Below are 16,401 nucleotides of genomic sequence, written 5' to 3' on the forward strand. Positions count from 1 at the left end.
TTTTCAGCCGCGCGGCTCGTCTGGCCGGCGGAACGGGATCACCACGTAGTCCTGACCTTCGCGCGGCTGCCACAGCACCGGCACGCGCTGCGGTGACGGCGGTTCCAGCTCGTCGTCGGCCAGCGGTTCGGCCTCGTCTTCTTCGTCTTCCCAGCTGTAGCGCGGGCGCGGCGGCAGCGGGTCGGCGTTGCGGAACAGCAGCGCGGCGATGATGCCGGCGAAGGCGCCGCCCATGTGCGACTGCCAGGACACGCCGTCGGCGTGCGGCAGGATGGTCATCAGCATGCCGCCGTAGAACAGCATGCCGATCAGGCCGGTGGCAATCGCTGCACGGTCGCGGCGCAGCAGGCCCAGGCTGGCCAGCAGGAACATCAGGCCATGGGTGACGCCGCTGGCGCCCAGGTGCACGCTGCCCGGATTGCCCAGCATCCACGCACCGATGCCCGAGCCCAGCCACAGCAGGGGCAGGGCGCGCACGGTGGCTTTCGGGTAGACGCTGCCGGCCAGCGTGCCCAGGATCAGGATCGCGATGCTGTTGGCGGCGATGTGCTCGACCGAGGCATGCAGCATCGGGCCGCCGATCAGGCCAAGCAGGCCCTTGGCTTCCAGCGGCGCGACCGCCCAGGGCCGCCAGTCGAAGGTGCCCTGCAGGGCGAACACGGCCACCAGCACCAGCACGGCGGCCAGGCTGACATTGAACGCCCGCAGGATGCGCGAGCGGTCATTGCGGGGGGCCGGTACGTCGCCGGCGGGCAGGGGCGCGTTGTTGTCCATACCTCAGCAATGGCGGTGACTGGCGCGAAACCAAGGCCACCGCAACGGGAGAGTGGGTGAGGCCGGCGGGACAATCCCGCCGGCCGGCCATGATCAGGCGTGGCCGGAGCCTTCCTTCGGCGGGTACTTCAGGCTCAGTACCACGGTGGCGGCGATGATCACCGCGACCACGCCCAGCGACACCGGCGTCGGGATCTTGAACAGGTCGATGATCATCATCTTGATGCCGATGAAGCCCAGCACCAGCGCCAGGCCATACGGCAGCAGGTGGAAGCGGTCGGCCATGCCGGCCAGCAGGAAGAACATCGCGCGCAGGCCCAGCACCGCGAATACGTTGGAGGTGAGCACGATGAACGGGTCGGTGGTGATCGCGAAAATCGCCGGGATGCTGTCCACGGCGAAGATAACGTCGGTGACCGCGATCAGGATCAGCACCGCGAACAGCGGGGTGAACCAGCGCACGCCGTCGCGCTTCACGCTCAGTGCGTTGCCGGCATAGTCCGGCAGCAGGCGCAGGTGCTTGCGCATCCAGCGCAGGGCGGGATTGGTTTCCAGGTCCGGCTCCTGGCCGGCGGCGAACCACATCTTCCAGCCGGTGAACAGCAGGAAGGCGCCGAACACGTAGAGCAGCCAATGGAACTGGCTGATCAGCACGCTGCCGGCGAAGATCATGATCGTACGCAGCACGATCGCGCCCAGGATGCCGATGATCAGCACCTTCTGGCGCTGCTCCTCCGGCACCGCGAAGTAGCTCATGATCATCAGGAACACAAAGATGTTGTCGACCGCCAGCGCCTTCTCGACCAGGTAGCCGGTCAGGAATTCGAGGCCGACCTTGTTGGCCACCACCTGGCCGGCGGTTTCATTCAGGTAGTACCAGAGGCCCGCATTGAACAGCAGGGCCAGCGCTACCCAGCCGATGGACCACCACAGGGCCTCCTTGAAGGTGACCTTGTGCGGTCCACCATGGCGCATCAACACGAGGTCGACCAGCAGGGCGATGACCACCACCGCTGCGAAGCCGCCCCACAACCACACGTTACCGATCGTCTGCATTGGGAATGTCCGTTGGAAAGATGAATGCCAGGCCGGACGGCGAGGATCTGCAACGGAGGATCGGGAGGGGGATCCAGGGACAGAGCTTCGCCAGTACGGCGAAGGTCTCGCTCGCAGTTCCAGTCGGCTGGAACTGCCGTTGCACCGGAGCCTGCGGGCTCGAAATGACGGCGACAACGTCTGGGAGCTACTCCCCTTCTGGCGCCGATTCTGCCGTCTGGCCCCGCCGCCGTCAAATGGGGGAGGCCAGGGGTCGGATCCTCAAAGGGGCTCTGACCCCATTGTCGCCACACTGGGGTCAGAGCCCCTGCGGGGATCCGACCCCCGGCGCCCGGTTTACAATGGGTGGATGAATACCCCCCTTCCGATTGTCCGCCTCAAGAATGCGTGGCGTTCCAGCCACCCGTGGATCTTCCAGAAACTGGTCGAGAAACCGACCGTCCGGCCCAAGCCCGGTTCCATCGTCGACGTGGTCGGCATCGATGGCGAGTTCATTGGCCGCGGGTTCTACAACGGGCACTCGCGCATCGCCGTGCGCATCCTCGAAACCGACCAGAACGTGCCGGTCGATGCCGGCTGGTTCTCGCGCAAGATCGCCCAGGCGGTGTCGCTGCGCCGTGAGGTGCTGAAGCTCGACGCGGTCTCCGACGCCTGGCGCGTGGTGCACAGCGAAGGCGACGGCCTGTCCGGCCTGGTGGTGGATCGCTACGGCGACCTGGTGGTGGTCGAGTTCTTCGCCGCCGGCATGTTCCGCCACCGCGAATGGATCTACGACGCCCTGCGCGAGCAGTTCCCGGGCTGCCGTTTCCACAGCTTCGCCGACGAACACGTACAGAAGCAGGAGAGCTTCGACTTCCACGGCAACACCACCACCGAAGCGTCGGTGATCACCGAGTACGGCATCAAGTTCCGCGCCGACCCGGCCGGCGCGCACAAGACCGGTTTCTTCGCCGACCAGCGCGAGAACCGCGAGTGGCTGAGCCAGCAGGTGGAAGGCAAGAGCGTGCTGGACCTGTGCTGCAACACCGGCGGTTTCGCCGTGTATGCCGCTGCGCGTGGCGCTTCGGAAGTGGTCGGCATCGACATCGATGAGGACGTCATCCAGATCGCCAAGGGCAATTCGCGCCTGAACAACGTGCGCCCGAAGTTCATCCAGTCCGACATCTTCCCGTGGCTGCGCGACGCCGCCAACCGCGGCGAGCAGTACGACGTGGTGATCCTGGATCCGGCGAAGATGACCCGCGACCGCGACCAGGTCATCACCGCGCTGAAGAAGTACCTGGACATGAACAAGCTGGCGCTGGGCGTGGTCAAGCCGGGCGGCCTGTTCGCCACGTTCTCCTGCACCGGCCTGGTGGCCGAGGACCAGTTCCTCGACATGCTGCGCCGCGCGGCCTATTTCTCCGGCCGCACGATCCAGATCCTGAAGGTCGCTGGTGCGGGTCCGGACCATCCGTTCATGGCCCACGTGCAGGAATCGCGTTACCTGAAGGCCGTGTTCTGCCGCGTGGTCGACTGACCGCGGGACGATGTAGAGGCGAGCCGCGCCACCTGATCCTGGGGGCGCCATTGTTTCGAACGCATCGCAATGCGCGGGAAGCTGGCCGCTGGGCCGTGAATACGATTCATGCTCGACTCGCGGTGCCTGGCAGCCGAGCGTGAGCCCGACTCTACAAATCTGCTGGCTGCAGCGCTATGGTCGGGCTCTTCCCATTGCCGGTGAGAGCCCATGCCATCGTTGCGCCACCTGTCCGTCGTGCTTGCCCTGGCGCTGTGTGCGCCGCTGTCGGCTCATGCCATCGAGTTCAGCGCACAGGAACTGGCCCGCGCCAAGGCGCTGCAGCAGCGCCTGGTCACACTCGACAGCCATCTGGATACGCCGGCCAATTTCGGCCGGACCGGCTTCGACATCGAGCAGCGCCACGACCGCAACGCACTCTCGCAGGTGGACTACCCGCGCATGGTCGAGGGCGCGCTGGACGGTGGCTTCTGGGCCATCTACACCGATCAGGGCGACCGCAGCCCAGCCGCGCACCTCGCCGAGCGTGACCATGGCCTGCAGCGGCTGCTGGAAATCCGCGAAATGCTGGCCGCCAATCCCGAGCGTTTCGCGCTGGCATTGACCGCCGATGACGCGGCACGCATCAAGGCCGCCGGCAAGCGCGTGGTCTACATCAGCATGGAAAACGCCAGCCCGCTGGTGGAAGACCCCAGCCTGCTCTCGTTCTACCACCGTGCCGGCCTGCGCCTGCTCAGTACCGTGCACTTCGCCAACAACGAGTTCGCCGATTCGGCCACCGACCCCAAGGGAGCGGAATGGAAAGGCCTGAGCCCGGCCGGCAAGGACCTGGTGCAGCAGGCGGTGAAGCTGGGCATCGTGATCGACCAGTCGCATGCGTCCGACGCGGTGTTCGATGACCTGCTGGCAATGATGCCGGTGCCGTTCGTGCTGTCGCACAGCTCAGCCAAGGCGGTCTACGACCACCCGCGCAATCTTGATGATGCGCGCCTGCGCAAGCTGGCCAAGGCCGGCGGCGTGATCCAGGTGAACGCCTATGGTGGCTACCTGATCGACACCGCAAAGACGCCCGAGCGCAAGCAGGCCGAGGAAGCGCTGAGTAAGCAGCTGGGTGGCTGGGAAGGCATGGGCATCGAGCAGGGTGTTGCCCTGCTGAAGGCCGAACGGGCGCTGGACCACGAGCACCCGGTGCGCCATGCCAGCCTCGACGACTTCTTCGCCCACTTCGAGCACATCCTCAAGGTGGTCGGCCCCGAGCACGTGGGCATCGGCCTGGACTGGGATGGCGGCGGCGGCCTGAGCGACCTGCCCGATGTCAGCCAGCTGCCGAAGATCACCGCGTGGCTGCTGCGCAAGGGTTACACCGAGCAGCAGATTGCCGGCATCTGGGGCGGCAACCTGCTGCGGGTGATGCGCCAGGCGCAGGACTATGCGGCAAAGCAGGGCGGTTGACCGCCCTGTGGTAGTGCCGGCCGCTGGCCGGCATTGCCCGTATCAACAGGATGAGAGGTGCCGGCCAGCGGCCGGCACTACCGGTGATCCGGTTATTTCGCGATCAGCGCGTGGCGACGGCTGTACAGGAAGTACAGCACCAGGCCGGCCACGTTCCACAGCAGGAAATACAGCTGGGTGGTGTGCGGCAGGCTGAGGAACAGGTAGATGCAGCCCAGTGCGGCCAGCGGGCCGACCACGAAGGCCAGCGGCGTGCGGAACGTGCGCTCGCGGTTCGGCTCGCGCAGGCGCAGCACCACCAGGCAGATGCCGACGGCGGTGAACGCGGCCAGGGTACCGGCGTTGGCCAGCGCGGCAATCTCGTCCAGGCGCGCCACACCGGCCAGCGCCGACACCACCACTGCGGTGAACAGCGTGGTCGCCACCGGCGTGCCGGTGCGCGCGTTGACCTTGGACAGGCCACGCGGCAGCAGGCCATCACGGCTCATCACGAAGAAGATGCGGCTCTGGCCGTACAGGAAGGCCAGCAGCACGGTCGGCAGGGCGATGATCGCGATCACGCCGATCACCATCGCCGCGGTCGGATGGCCCAGCTGGCGCATGATCAGCGCCAGCGGCTCGGCGCTGTGGCCAAACACGGCGTAGCTCATCGCACCCACGGCGGCCAGCGCCACCAGCACGTAGACGATGGTGCAGCCGATCATCGAACCGATGATGCCGATCGACAGGTCGCGGCCCGGGTTCTTGGTTTCCTCGGCGGCGGTGGAGATCGCATCGAAGCCGTAGAAGGCGAAGAAGATGATCGCCGCCGCTGCCATCACGCCGTGCTCGACGCCATCGGGGCCCATCGACTTGGCGAAGCCATACGGCATGAACGGCTGCAGGTTGGCGCTGTCGAAGGCGGGCAGGGCCACGGCCACGAAGATAGCCAGCGCGATCAGCTTGAACACCACCAGGATGGCGTTGAGGGTGGCGCTTTCCTTGGTGCCGGCCATCAGCATGCCGGCCACCAGCCAGGTGATGATGATCGCCGGCAGGTTGATCATGCCGCCTTCCACGTGCGGGCCGGCCGCCAGCCAGGCCGGCAGGTGCACGTTCCAGCCGAACTGGGTGTGGACCCATTCGAGGAAGCCGACGAAGTAGCCGGACCAGCCCACCGCCACCGTACTCACCACCAGCGAGTACTCCAGGATCAGACTCCAGCCCACCACCCAGGCAAACACCTCGCCCAGCGCACTGTAGCTGTAGGTGTAGGCACTGCCGGCGGCCGGCATCATCGTCGACAGCTCGGCGTAGGACAGCGCCGCACAGGCGCAGACCGCACCGGCGATGGCGAAGGAGATCAGCACGGCCGGGCCGGCCAGGTTGGCACCGACGCCGATCAGTGTGTAGATGCCGGTACCGACGATGGCGCCAATACCCAGCGCGATCAGGTGCGGCCAGCTGAGCGTCGGGATCAGACGCCTGCCGGCCTCGTGGACGGTGACGGAATCTAGGGACTTGCGCCGGAACAGGGACATGCAGGCCTCGGAAGGGGTGACTAAGAACGACAAGTTCCCGAGTGTGACCGAACGCAGCGCAGCATTACCACTGACGGGGGTCATGCATGGCGGGGCGCGCGCTGCACCCCGGCCACGCTGCCGGAATCGGCACAAATGCTGGCAGGGTTCGAAATGATTCGATCCCTCAAGGCGAGCCCGGAGGCGATTGAAGTACGAGAGCAGGGGCCAGATCGATGCTGACCCGCTGCGGATCGATCACCGGCGCCGCACCTTGGGTTCTCAACTGGGCCACCAGCACTTCGAAGCCATGCGCGCGGCCGAACGCGTGCTCGTCCAGGGTCAACGGCAGCAGCTGCAGGAAGTCGAATCGTCCCGATGGCAGTTGCTGGGGTCCCGGAAAGTGCAATGACGGAACGAAGACGGCCGCCTGCAGCATGCTCCCTGCGTGATCCACCGGCCCCCCCAGCTTCAGCCTGTCCCATGGCGCCAACGGATTGCCGGGCATGCGCGAGTGGCACAGCAGCAGGTGGTACGCGGTGAACCAGCGCAAGGTGGTCAGCGCCCACGTCGCTTCATCCTGCGTCTCAAGCATCAGTTCGATGCCCCACCCCGAATCTCCATCTTCGTGCCGCCCTTCCCAGGGGTTGGACAGGCCGGTGCTGACATAGATCCAGTGCCGTCGATCACCGTGCGGAGGGCACGCATTGACGCCGACATGCAGCCAGCGCGGGTCGATCTGCTCCTGCTTGAAGACGTTGCGCAGCAGATCCATGTCGAGGGGGTAGATCCCCGGTCCGGTATCGCCGAACAACCGCCGGTACAGCGTCTCCTCCCGATACTCCCAGCTGCGCTCCAGCAGGGTGTCGTCGTCGATGGTGCTCACTCAGCCACCCTGCCGGGCCAGCGGCAGCCGTCTTCCTGCCAGGCTTCGGGGTCGTCGTGGAAGGTGGTGCTGCGGCCATCGCGGGCGCGTTCGTAACGCAGATCCAGCACCAGGGCACCCTGCGTGCTCAGCAGGTAGCGGCCGTTGAGGCGTCCGTCGATGCGTTCTTCCCAGACGCTGTCGAACTGGTACGGGCGATCTTCGGCCAGCACCGTGGTCTCCATCGAGATCCGGTGCAGGGGCAGGCGCTCGCGCTGCCCGGCGTAGCGCACATCGGCCCGGCCGTCTTTCAGCCAGCGCCATTCCAGGTGGATGCTGTCATTGCGACCGCCGCTCAGGCAGCGATGGTCCTGCACGGTGGTGCCAGAGGCGGTGCCGGCGAGCAGTAGTGCGACCGCGGTTGCCAGCCAGGCCTTCATCCGTTCAACCCCAACCGGATGCCGAACCCGACAAGGAACAGGCCGGCCACCCGGCGCAGCGCATCGCTGATGCGCGGATGCTGGATCAACCGGCGGCGGGCCAGGTTGCCCACACCGATCAGCATCGAGCAGTAGGCGATGCTGACCACCAGGATGATGCCGGCCAGGGCCGCGAAGGTGGCGATGCCCTGGTGCGCCTTCGGATCGATGAACAGCGGCAGGAAGGCCATGTAGAACAGGATCGCCTTCGGGTTGAGCAGGCTGACCAGGATCGCCTGCTGGAAGTAGCGGCCCGGCTGCATGCGGATCGGGCCGGCGTCACCGCCCTCGTGCTTCGGCGTGCGCAGCAGGCTGATGCCCACCCATACCAGGTAGGCCGCACCCAGGTACTGCACAGCGTGGAAGACCAAGGGGTTGGCCTTCAGCAGTGCGGCGACACCGGCCAGCGCCAGCCACATCAGGATCTGGTCACCGACCAGCAGGCCGGCCAGTGCGGTGTAGCCGCCGCGCACGCCGCCACGGCCGGTGGCGGTCAGCAGGGTGAAGGTGCCGGGGCCGGGCAGGGCGAGAAACACCAGCACAGCGACCAGAAACGTCCACAGGTCCTGGATGCCCATCCACGGCATGGCGGTGTTCTCTCTTACGGGGGGCTGCCATTGTCGGCCAGCACCGGGGTGGGCGACAGGGGGTGGGGGAGTCCATCGGGCATGCCAGACAGCAGCGGTTGCAGGTGCTGGCGCAGCTGCGCATGCAGCTGCCGCACCGCCGGCGAGAACTGCTTGCGGTGCGGGCACACCAGCTGCAGCGGAATGTGGCTGCCGACGCCGTCGAGCAGCAGCTGCAGGCGTCCGGCCAGCACGTCTTCGCGCAGGTCCAGCCAGGATTTGTAGGTGATGCCTTCGCCGGCCACCGCCCAGCGCCGCACCACGTCGGCGTCGTCGCAGACCAGCGGGCCGCGCACCGGGATCACGGTGCGGCGCCCTTCGACCTCGAACGACCAGCGATCGTAGGCGCGGCCACTGAGCTGGTAGACCAGGCAATCGTGCTCGCGCAGTTCGTCCAGGCGCACCGGCGTGCCCCGTCGCTGCAGGTAATCGGGCGAAGCCGCGAGCACACGACGGTTGCCTTCGAGCAGGGGCAGGGCCACGTAGCTGGCGTCGTCGAAGTGGCCGATGCGGATCGCCACATCGACCGGATCGCGGAACACGTCGGCCACTTCATCGGACAGCCGCAGGTGCAGGCGCAGCCGTGGATGCGCGGCTCGGAACGCGGTCAGCCACGGCAGCAGCAGGTTGCGACCAAAGTCCGACGGCGCCGACAGCTGCAGCGTGCCATGCAGTTCGGCGTCCTCGCCCTGCACGCGGGCCCGCCCTTCGCGCAGGGTAGCCAGCACCTCCTGCGCATACGGCAGGTACAGCGCGCCCTCGCCGGTCAGGCGCAGGCTGCGGGTGGTACGCACGAACAGGCGCAGGTCCAGTTCGCGTTCCAGCCGCGCCACGGCTGCAGCGACCTGTCCGGGTAACAGATCGGCCTCGCGGGCCGCCTGGGAGAAGCTGCCCAGTGCGGCCGTGCGGACGAACAACTGCAGGTCGTCGAAGCGGATCATCTTCATTGCCGGAGTGAAAGTGCTGCCCGATTCTGCGCCTTTCTGAGCGACCGTGCGCGGCGCAACCTGTGCACTCCTTCCCCACTGGACCGCTGCCATGCGCGCCATTGCCTACACCCACGCCGGCCTGCCGATCGACGACACCCGGGCCCTGATCGATATCGAACTGGAACTGCCGCAGCCCGGCCCACGCGACCTGCGGGTGGCGGTGCGCGCGGTGGCGGTGAACCCGGTCGACACCAAGGTCCGCCGCGGCGTGGCCACCGACGGCCCGCGCGTGCTGGGCTGGGACGCGGTCGGCATCGTCGACGCGGTGGGCAGCGAGGTCACCCTGTTCCAGCCTGGCGACGCGGTCTACTACGCCGGCGTGATCGACCGCCCGGGCAGCAATGCCGAGTACCAGCTGGTGGACGAGCGCAGCGTCGGCCGCAAGCCGGCCAGTCTCGACGATGCGGCCGCCGCCGCGCTGCCACTGACCGCGATCACGGCCTGGGAGCTGCTGTTCGACCGCCTGCGCATTCCGGAGGGCGGCGGTGAAGGCCAGACCCTGCTGGTGATCGGTGCTGCTGGCGGTGTCGGTTCGATCCTGGTGCAGCTGGCGCGGAAGCTGACGAAACTGACGGTGATCGGCACCGCATCGCGCCCGGACACCCAGGACTGGGTGTATGCGATGGGCGCGCACCACGTGATCGACCACAGCCTGCCGCTGGCCGAGGGACTGGCACGGCTGGGCATCAGCGAGGTGCAGCACGTGGCCAGCCTGACCCACTCCGACCAGCACTACGCGCAGATCGTGGAGCTGCTGGCGCCGCAGGGCCAGTTCGGCCTGATCGACGATCCGGGCCAGGTGGACGTGATGGCGCTCAAGCGCAAGGCACTGTCACTGCACTGGGAGTCGATGTTCACCCGCCCGCTGTACAAGACCGCGGACATGCAGCGCCAGCACGACCTGCTGAACCGGGTGGCCGAGCTGATCGATGCCGGCGTGCTGCAGACCACCCTGGGCGAGCATTTCGGGCGCATCGACGCGGCCAACCTGCGGCGCGCGCATGCGCTGCTGGAGAGTCACCGCGCCAAGGGCAAGATCGTGCTGGAAGGCTGGTAAGGCCGGGTCGTTCCCGCGCCCTTGGGGTCGCTCTTGGGATCAGATCCCTTTCCCCCGGGAAAGGGATCTGACCCCTGCCTCAGGCCACGCCGTTGTCGACGTGTTCGGCGAAACCGGGCTGCTGGCGCAGGCGTTCGAACCACGCCGCGAGGTGTGGCAGCGCGGGCTTGTGGCCGGGCGTGCTGCGCCAGCGCTGGGTCGACAGCCCCAGCACGATATCGGCGAGGGTAAAGGTGTCGCCCGCCACATAGCCGTCGGAAGCGGCCAGCTGTGCATCAAGCACCCCCATCAACCGGTTCCACTGCGCCAGGCTGGCCTCGGCGCGGGCATCGTCCGGGTAGTCCGGATGCTGGCGCACGCGCGCCATGAACACATGGCGCCAGGCGCTGTTGAGGTCGCTGGACTGCCAGTCCATCCACTGCTCCACCCGGGCCCGGGCCTGCGCTGCTGCGGGCAGCAGGTCGTCACGGCCGGCGCGGGCAGCCAGGTAGCGGCAGATGCTGTTGGACTCCCACAGCACGAAGTCGCCATCGCGCAGCACCGGCACCTGCCGGTTCGGATTCAGTGCGGCCAGCAGGTCCGCGGGTGGCGCAGGCTCGTGGCGCAGGGGCAGATCCAGCCCCGCGCACAGCCACAGCACCTTGCGCACGTTGATGGAGGTGGGCTTTCCGTACAGAGCGAGCATGGTTCTGGCGCAGCAGCTGAGACTCCGCCAGCCTACACTTGCCCCATGCAAACCGAATATCTGCTCATTGGCGGCCTTCTATTGGCCGTGCTCATCCTGCAGCTTGTCGCCCTGCTGCGCCGCCCGCCGCACGACCGCCTCGAACAGGCGGTGCGTGAGGAGGCGCGCGCCGGGCGCAGCGAGCTGCGCGAACAGCTCGATGGCTTTGCCCGCGCGCTGACCGATCTGTCCACCCGCACCGACCAGCGCCTGGACCTGCTGCGCGAGGCGCTGGGCGAGGACGCCCGCAAGGCGCGTGCCGAGGCGGCGGAGAGCCAGCAGCGTGGCGCCGCACTCATGGGGCAGCGCCTGCAGGAACTGCGCGGCCAGCTGGAAACCTTCGGGCAGCAGCAGGAAGCGCGCATCCACGCCTTCGGCCAGCAGCTGCAGGAACTCACCGGGCGGACCGATACCCAGCTGGGCGCGCTGCGCCAGACCCTGGTGGACGATGCGCGCAAGGGTCGTGAGGAAGGTGCGCAGTCGCAGCAGCGCCTGACCGAAAGCCTTGGCCTGCGCCTGCAGGAACTGACCCAGCGCAACGAACAGCGCATCGCCGAGATGCGCGCCACGCTGGAAGAGCAGCTGCGCGCGCTGCAGAACGACAATGCGCAGAAGCTGGAGCAGATGCGCCACACCGTGGACGAAAAGCTGCAGTCGACGCTGGAAACACGCCTGGGCAACTCCTTCAAGCTGGTTTCCGAGCGCCTGGAACAGGTGCAGCGCGGTCTTGGCGAGATGCAGCAGCTGGCCACCGGCGTTGGCGATCTCAAGCGTGTGCTGACCAACGTCAAGAACCGTGGCAGCTGGGGCGAAGTACAGCTGGAGAACATCCTCGAACAGACGCTCACCCAGGAACAGTACGCGCGGGCAGTGAAGGTACGCCCGGACAGTGGCGAGATGGTCGATATCGCGGTGCGCCTGCCGGGCCGCAGCAGTGACGACACGCCGGTGTGGCTGCCGATCGACTCCAAGTTCCCGCGCGAGGACTACGAGCGCCTGCTCGACGCGCAGGAACAGGGTGACGCCGAGGGCGTGCGCCTGCAGGGCATCCAGCTTGAACGCGCGGTGCGCGTGCAGGCCAAGTCGATCTGCGACAAGTACATCGCGCCGCCGCACACCACCGACTTCGCGGTGATGTTCCTGCCCACCGAAGGCCTGTATGCCGAAGTGATCCGGCGCCCGGGCCTGGTCGACCTGTTGCAGCGCGAGCACCGCGTGGTGGTGGCTGGACCGACCACGGTCACCGCGCTGCTCAACAGCCTGCAGATGGGCTTCCGCACGCTGGCCATCGAGCAGCGTTCCAGCGAGGTGTGGAGCCTGCTGGGTGCGGTGAAGAGCGAGTTCGGCAAGTTCGCCGGCATTCTCGAAAAGGCCGAGAAGCAGATCACCACGGTCGGCCGCAGCATCGGCGAAGCCAGCCGCAAGACGCGCACCATCGAACGGCGCCTGCGCGGCGTGGAGTCGCTGGCGTCAGAGCAGGCGCAATCCCTGCTGGGCGGCCTGGCCGATGCTGATGCCACGGCCGAGGACGAAGGCAACGAAGGCGACGACGGTGACGAAGCCTGAGCTACGTCGACACGCCGCCTGCATGGTCGATGCGTATGCTGGCGGCCTGTCCTACTGGATCAGGTAACGCCATGCGCCTGCGCCTCTGCACCAGTCTCATCCTGACCGCGCTGCTTGTCGCCTGCAGCAGCGCACCGCCGGCTGCCAATCCGGCGGCGGCACCTACCGCAGCCACCAGCCCCGAAGCGGCCGAGGCCTACCGCGAAGCGCGCGATGTGGACTGCCAGGCCGCTGGCGGTACCCTGCAGCGGCTGGGCCGGCTGCAGCGCGAACAGTGCGTGATTCCCTACGCCGATGCCGGCAAGGCCTGCAGCCGCAAGAGCGACTGCACGGGCCAGTGCCTTGCCGGCGGCGAAGTGGCGGTTGGCAGCCCCGCCACCGGCACCTGCCAGCGCGATGCCCGCCAGAACTTCGGCTGCCGCCAGCGCATTGATGAGGGCAAGGCGCAGGGCATGATCTGCGTGGACTGATCGTAGTGCCGGCAGCCTCATGAACCCTTGCGAACGATCGCACGATTGCCGGCCAGCGGCCGGCACGACCGACATCGCGCGGCGCTATGCTGGTGGGCCATTCCCCGCTGTTGCCGGAGCCCCCGCGTGAGCACTTCGATCCAGAACATTTCCCTCACCACCATCGACGGCCAGCCGTCCTCGCTTGCCGACTACCAGGGCAAGGTACTGCTGCTGGTCAACGTCGCCTCCAAGTGCGGCTTGACCCCGCAGTACGAAGGCCTGCAGGCGCTGTATGCGGAAAAGCACGCACAGGGCCTGGAAGTGCTGGGCTTCCCGGCCAACAACTTCCTCGGCCAGGAGCCGGGCAGCGAAGCGGAGATCCAGCAGTTCTGCCAGCTCACCTACGATGTCAGTTTCCCGATGTTCTCCAAGATCAGCGTGGCCGGTGACGACACCCACCCGCTGTACCAGCAGCTGATCGCTGCGCAGCCGCAGTCGATCGGCGAAGGCCCGCTGCGCGAGCGCCTGGCCAGCAAGGAGATTCCGATCCACGCCGCGCCGGCGGTGCTGTGGAACTTCGAGAAGTTCCTGGTCGGCCGCGACGGCAAGGTCATCGCCCGCTTCGCCCCGGACGTGGCGGCTGACGACGCGCGCCTGCGCGAAGCCATCGAAGCCGCGCTGGCTGCCTGATCGGCCGGGGTCGGATCCCTTTCCACGGGAAAGGGCTCCGACCCCACCCACGGCGCCAAAGAAAAACCCCGCCGAGGCGGGGTTTTTCATGCGTCGCTGACAGGACTCAGTGCGTCCACTGCGGCATCGGCATCGCATCGACCGGGATCGGCGAATTGGCGTCGTCGTGGCCACGCTCGCGCTTGCTGCGCAGATCGTTCTCGATCTGGTAGTTGCGACGCTGCATCCATGCATCGCGCACCAGCGAGTACTCGTCCACGGCAGTGTCACGCAGGTCGTCGATCGCCAGCAGCTGCGCGCGGGTATCGACCAGCTGCAGGCCCTGCAGGCCGATGCGGACCTTGTCCTCTTCGATACGGCGGATCGGCGACAGCGGAATGTCGCCGGCCAGGCCGAACACGTCGCGCACGGTACGCGGGCCGAAGAACGGCAGTTCCACGTAGCGCGAACGACGCCAGCCCCAGGCACCCAGGGTCTGGCCGAAGTCCTCATTGCGGCGCGGCACCATCGCCTTGCTGGCCGGATCGAACAGGCCACCGATGCCCAGCGTGCTGTTCATCAGGAAGCGGCCGAGGCTGTCCCATGCATCGGCACCGCGGCCCTGCAGCAGCTGGTTGGTGATGGTCACCGGCGCGCGCAGGTTGCTGAAGAAGTTGCTGACGCCGGTGCGGGCGAAGCGCGGCACCACGTGGGTATAGGCGGTGGCCAGCGGACGCGCGACGCCGCGGTCGACCGCGTTGTTGAACTTGTGCACCTTGCGGTTGAACGGTTCCCACGGATCGTAGGCCGCTGCGTTGGTGGTGTTGCCGGCACCGCCATAGAGGGCATCGAAGTCGTCATCGCCACCGGGCGCGGTGGCGGCTGAGGTCTTCGCCGCGCTGCCGTCGCCGCTGTCGGTGGGAGCAGCCGGCGACGATGCGGCAGCAGCCGGCGGATTGGCCACCGGCGCGACCAGGGCAGCGTCAGCCGTGCCGGCATCGGTGGCCGCGACGGCGGGCGAGGTGGAAGAACTGGCCGGGACCACGGTGCTGGCTGCCGGTGCATCGCTGCGCGCGGGCTTGCCGGCACAGGCGGTGAGGGCGGTGGCCAGGACGATCAGGGGGAGAGTGCGCACGACGTTCATGTCAGCTCGCAGCAGAAGTAGCGTTGAAATCCAGGTTGGGCGACAGCCGGTAGGCCGCGCTCAGTTCGTTGTAGCCAGCCGGCGCGCCGGTGATCACCAGCGGATGGCCGGCCTTGCGCGCACGTGCCGCCAGCTCGGCCAGCAGGGCCAGGCCGGCGCTGTCCACGCGTTCGACCTCAGCCAGATCCAGCCGTGCCAGCTTTGCCGGCAGGGCCTGCAGCTGCGGCCATAGCGCGATCACCGCAGCGCGGTCGAGCACCCCGCGCAGGCGCAGGGTGTCGCCTTCCAGCAGCGCCAGTGCGTTACTTGCCATTGCCCGCGGGCCCGGCCTGCATGCTGCCGCTGTGCAGCTCGCTGGCCACCTGCTTGATGCCCTTCTGGCGCAGCGGGGTGTCGAACTGGTTGCGGAACGTCTGCACGTAGGAGATGCCTTCGATGTTGACGTCGAAGATCTTCCACTGGCCGTTCACGTTGCGCATCCAGTACTCGACCGGGGTCGGCTCGCTGCCGGCACGCACCAGCTCGGTGCTCACGCGCACGCCGCGGTTGCCCGGCAGCGGGCTTTCACCCTTCAGGCGGAAGCTCGGCTTGCCCTGGATGTTGAGCAGGGTCGAACCGTAGCGCTGCATGAGGCTGTCGGCCATGGCATCGGCGAACAGCTTGATGTCGGCATCCGAGGCACCACGGGCGTGCGGGCCCAGCACCAGGCGCGCGGCATAGTCGCGGTCGAAGGTGCGGTTCAGTTCGCTGTCGATGTAGTTGCGCAGGCTGGCCGGGTTGCTGCCGAATTCGCTCCTGCGCTGCTGCAGGGTGGTGAGGATGCGCGTGCTGGCATCGATCACCACCTTGCCGGCCTGGCCCTGCGCCGCGGCAGCGGCGGGGGCGGCGGCCTGGGCCTGGGCGAGGAACGGAGTAGCCACCAGCAGCGCCGAGGCGAGCAGGGCCGGGATCAGTTTCATCTTCATGGTTGCGGTTCCGTTGCAGGCGCCTGCGCGCCATCGTTGGGCTTCTGAGCAGCGCCGCCACCGGCGCCGCCACTGAACATGTACTTGCCGACCAGCTGGATCAGGTCAACCGCCGGCTGGGTGAAGACAATTTCGTCGCCGGCCTTCAGCACGTCCGGATCACCGCCCGGCTGCAGTCCGATATAGCTCTCGCCGAGCAAACCACTGGTGAAGATGCCGGCCGCGGTGTCCGCCGGCAGGTCCTTGACCTTGCTGTCCATGCGCAGGGTCACGATCGATTCGAACTTCACCGGGTCCAGGTCGATGGAGGCGACCTGGCCGACGGTGACGCCGCCGATCTTCACCGGCGCCTGCTTGCGCAGCTGGCCGACCTGGGAGAAGCGCGCCTTCAGCTCGTAGCCCTGGCTGCCCCAGCTCCAGCGCTGGTTGGTCGAGGCCACCGCCAGCACCATCAGCGAGGCCAGGGCCAGCAGCAGGAAAGCGCCGACGGAGAATTCGAGTCTGGGACCGCGGATGGCCATGTGGATTACCTGATCGAGTCGTGGTGGCCGCGCGCGCCTGCGCA

General features: G+C 67.5%; 18 protein-coding genes. 6 read left to right on the forward strand and 12 right to left on the reverse strand.

The features are described 5' to 3' along the window. Window positions 1–3: 3 nt before the first annotated feature. Together AC5P7E_RS04520 and AC5P7E_RS04525 are read right to left on the reverse strand one after the other, a co-directional pair. Window positions 4–774 carry a rhomboid family intramembrane serine protease gene (locus AC5P7E_RS04520; RefSeq protein ID WP_059033054.1) on the reverse strand — a complete coding sequence of 257 codons (771 nt, stop codon included), beginning with the start codon at window positions 772–774 and terminating at the stop codon, window positions 4–6. A gap of 93 nt (window positions 775–867) precedes the next feature. Beyond that, window positions 868–1,830 carry a TerC family protein gene (locus tag AC5P7E_RS04525; RefSeq protein WP_005411722.1) on the reverse strand — a complete coding sequence of 321 codons (963 nt, stop codon included), beginning with the start codon at window positions 1,828–1,830 and terminating at the stop codon, window positions 868–870. Window positions 1,831–2,179: 349 nt separating this feature from the next. Between AC5P7E_RS04525 and AC5P7E_RS04530 the strand changes: the two genes are divergently transcribed. Both AC5P7E_RS04530 and AC5P7E_RS04535 read left to right on the forward strand, forming a co-directional pair. Further along, entirely contained in the window at window positions 2,180–3,349 is a 1,170-nt protein-coding gene (locus tag AC5P7E_RS04530) for a class I SAM-dependent rRNA methyltransferase (RefSeq protein ID WP_005411721.1), read from the forward strand. A 210-nt stretch (window positions 3,350–3,559) separates the two neighbouring features. Beyond that, a complete protein-coding gene (locus AC5P7E_RS04535; protein ID WP_043035318.1) occupies window positions 3,560–4,801 on the forward strand; it encodes a dipeptidase in 1,242 nt (413 codons plus the stop codon). Between the two features lie 92 nt (window positions 4,802–4,893). Here AC5P7E_RS04535 and AC5P7E_RS04540 read toward each other — a convergent pair whose 3' ends face one another. The 5 genes from AC5P7E_RS04540 to AC5P7E_RS04560 form a co-directional block, all read right to left on the reverse strand. Then, window positions 4,894–6,321 carry an amino acid permease gene (locus AC5P7E_RS04540; protein WP_005411719.1) on the reverse strand — a complete coding sequence of 476 codons (1,428 nt, stop codon included), beginning with the start codon at window positions 6,319–6,321 and terminating at the stop codon, window positions 4,894–4,896. A 166-nt stretch (window positions 6,322–6,487) separates the two neighbouring features. Next, window positions 6,488–7,186: a suppressor of fused domain protein gene (locus tag AC5P7E_RS04545; RefSeq protein WP_005411718.1), complete on the reverse strand. Its 699-nt coding sequence runs from the start codon at window positions 7,184–7,186 to the stop codon at window positions 6,488–6,490. Further along, window positions 7,183–7,605: a hypothetical protein gene (locus AC5P7E_RS04550; protein WP_005411717.1), complete on the reverse strand. Its 423-nt coding sequence runs from the start codon at window positions 7,603–7,605 to the stop codon at window positions 7,183–7,185. Before AC5P7E_RS04550 ends, AC5P7E_RS04545 begins: the two co-directional genes overlap by 4 nt. Further along, complete coding sequence (leuE, locus tag AC5P7E_RS04555; protein WP_005411716.1) at window positions 7,602–8,231, reverse strand: leucine efflux protein LeuE; 630 nt, start codon at window positions 8,229–8,231, stop codon at window positions 7,602–7,604. Before leuE ends, AC5P7E_RS04550 begins: the two co-directional genes overlap by 4 nt. A 14-nt stretch (window positions 8,232–8,245) precedes the next feature. Then, window positions 8,246–9,217 carry a LysR family transcriptional regulator gene (locus AC5P7E_RS04560; protein ID WP_049395268.1) on the reverse strand — a complete coding sequence of 324 codons (972 nt, stop codon included), beginning with the start codon at window positions 9,215–9,217 and terminating at the stop codon, window positions 8,246–8,248. Between the two features lie 91 nt (window positions 9,218–9,308). On the opposite strand from AC5P7E_RS04560, the gene AC5P7E_RS04565 reads away from it, so the two are divergent. After that, entirely contained in the window at window positions 9,309–10,316 is a 1,008-nt protein-coding gene (locus AC5P7E_RS04565; protein WP_059035992.1) for a zinc-binding alcohol dehydrogenase family protein, read from the forward strand. Window positions 10,317–10,395: 79 nt separating this feature from the next. On the opposite strand, the gene AC5P7E_RS04570 is transcribed toward AC5P7E_RS04565, so the two are convergent. Further along, complete coding sequence (locus AC5P7E_RS04570; RefSeq protein ID WP_099481640.1) at window positions 10,396–11,001, reverse strand: glutathione S-transferase family protein; 606 nt, start codon at window positions 10,999–11,001, stop codon at window positions 10,396–10,398. A 45-nt stretch (window positions 11,002–11,046) separates the two neighbouring features. Between AC5P7E_RS04570 and AC5P7E_RS04575 the strand changes: the two genes are divergently transcribed. The 3 genes from AC5P7E_RS04575 to AC5P7E_RS04585 all read left to right on the forward strand — a co-directional run bounded on the left by AC5P7E_RS04575 (window position 11,047) and on the right by AC5P7E_RS04585 (window position 13,748). Then, window positions 11,047–12,606: a DNA recombination protein RmuC gene (locus AC5P7E_RS04575; RefSeq protein ID WP_005411712.1), complete on the forward strand. Its 1,560-nt coding sequence runs from the start codon at window positions 11,047–11,049 to the stop codon at window positions 12,604–12,606. A 71-nt stretch (window positions 12,607–12,677) separates the two neighbouring features. Then, a complete protein-coding gene (locus tag AC5P7E_RS04580) occupies window positions 12,678–13,076 on the forward strand; it encodes a hypothetical protein (RefSeq protein ID WP_099484837.1) in 399 nt (132 codons plus the stop codon). Window positions 13,077–13,202: 126 nt separating this feature from the next. After that, window positions 13,203–13,748, forward strand: coding sequence for a glutathione peroxidase (locus AC5P7E_RS04585; RefSeq protein WP_114618742.1), 546 nt, complete (start codon window positions 13,203–13,205; stop codon window positions 13,746–13,748). 106 nt (window positions 13,749–13,854) lie between these two features. Here the strand turns inward: AC5P7E_RS04585 and AC5P7E_RS04590 are convergent, their stop codons facing one another. Genes AC5P7E_RS04590 through mlaD form a run of 4 tightly spaced genes read right to left on the reverse strand, consistent with a single transcriptional unit; the run spans window position 13,855 to window position 16,357 of the window. Then, window positions 13,855–14,871, reverse strand: coding sequence for an MlaA family lipoprotein (locus AC5P7E_RS04590; RefSeq protein WP_043035321.1), 1,017 nt, complete (start codon window positions 14,869–14,871; stop codon window positions 13,855–13,857). Between the two features lies 1 nt (window position 14,872). Continuing rightward, entirely contained in the window at window positions 14,873–15,184 is a 312-nt protein-coding gene (locus AC5P7E_RS04595) for an STAS domain-containing protein (RefSeq protein WP_005414956.1), read from the reverse strand. Continuing rightward, window positions 15,174–15,836, reverse strand: coding sequence for an MlaC/ttg2D family ABC transporter substrate-binding protein (locus AC5P7E_RS04600; RefSeq protein ID WP_049417748.1), 663 nt, complete (start codon window positions 15,834–15,836; stop codon window positions 15,174–15,176). Before AC5P7E_RS04600 ends, AC5P7E_RS04595 begins: the two co-directional genes overlap by 11 nt. Beyond that, window positions 15,833–16,357 carry an outer membrane lipid asymmetry maintenance protein MlaD gene (gene mlaD / locus AC5P7E_RS04605; RefSeq protein WP_099484836.1) on the reverse strand — a complete coding sequence of 175 codons (525 nt, stop codon included), beginning with the start codon at window positions 16,355–16,357 and terminating at the stop codon, window positions 15,833–15,835. The genes AC5P7E_RS04600 and mlaD overlap by 4 nt, the downstream gene beginning before the upstream one ends. Window positions 16,358–16,401 lie beyond the last annotated feature (44 nt).

The sequence above is a fragment of the Stenotrophomonas sp. YJH_SMC_25 genome (assembly GCF_059369595.1).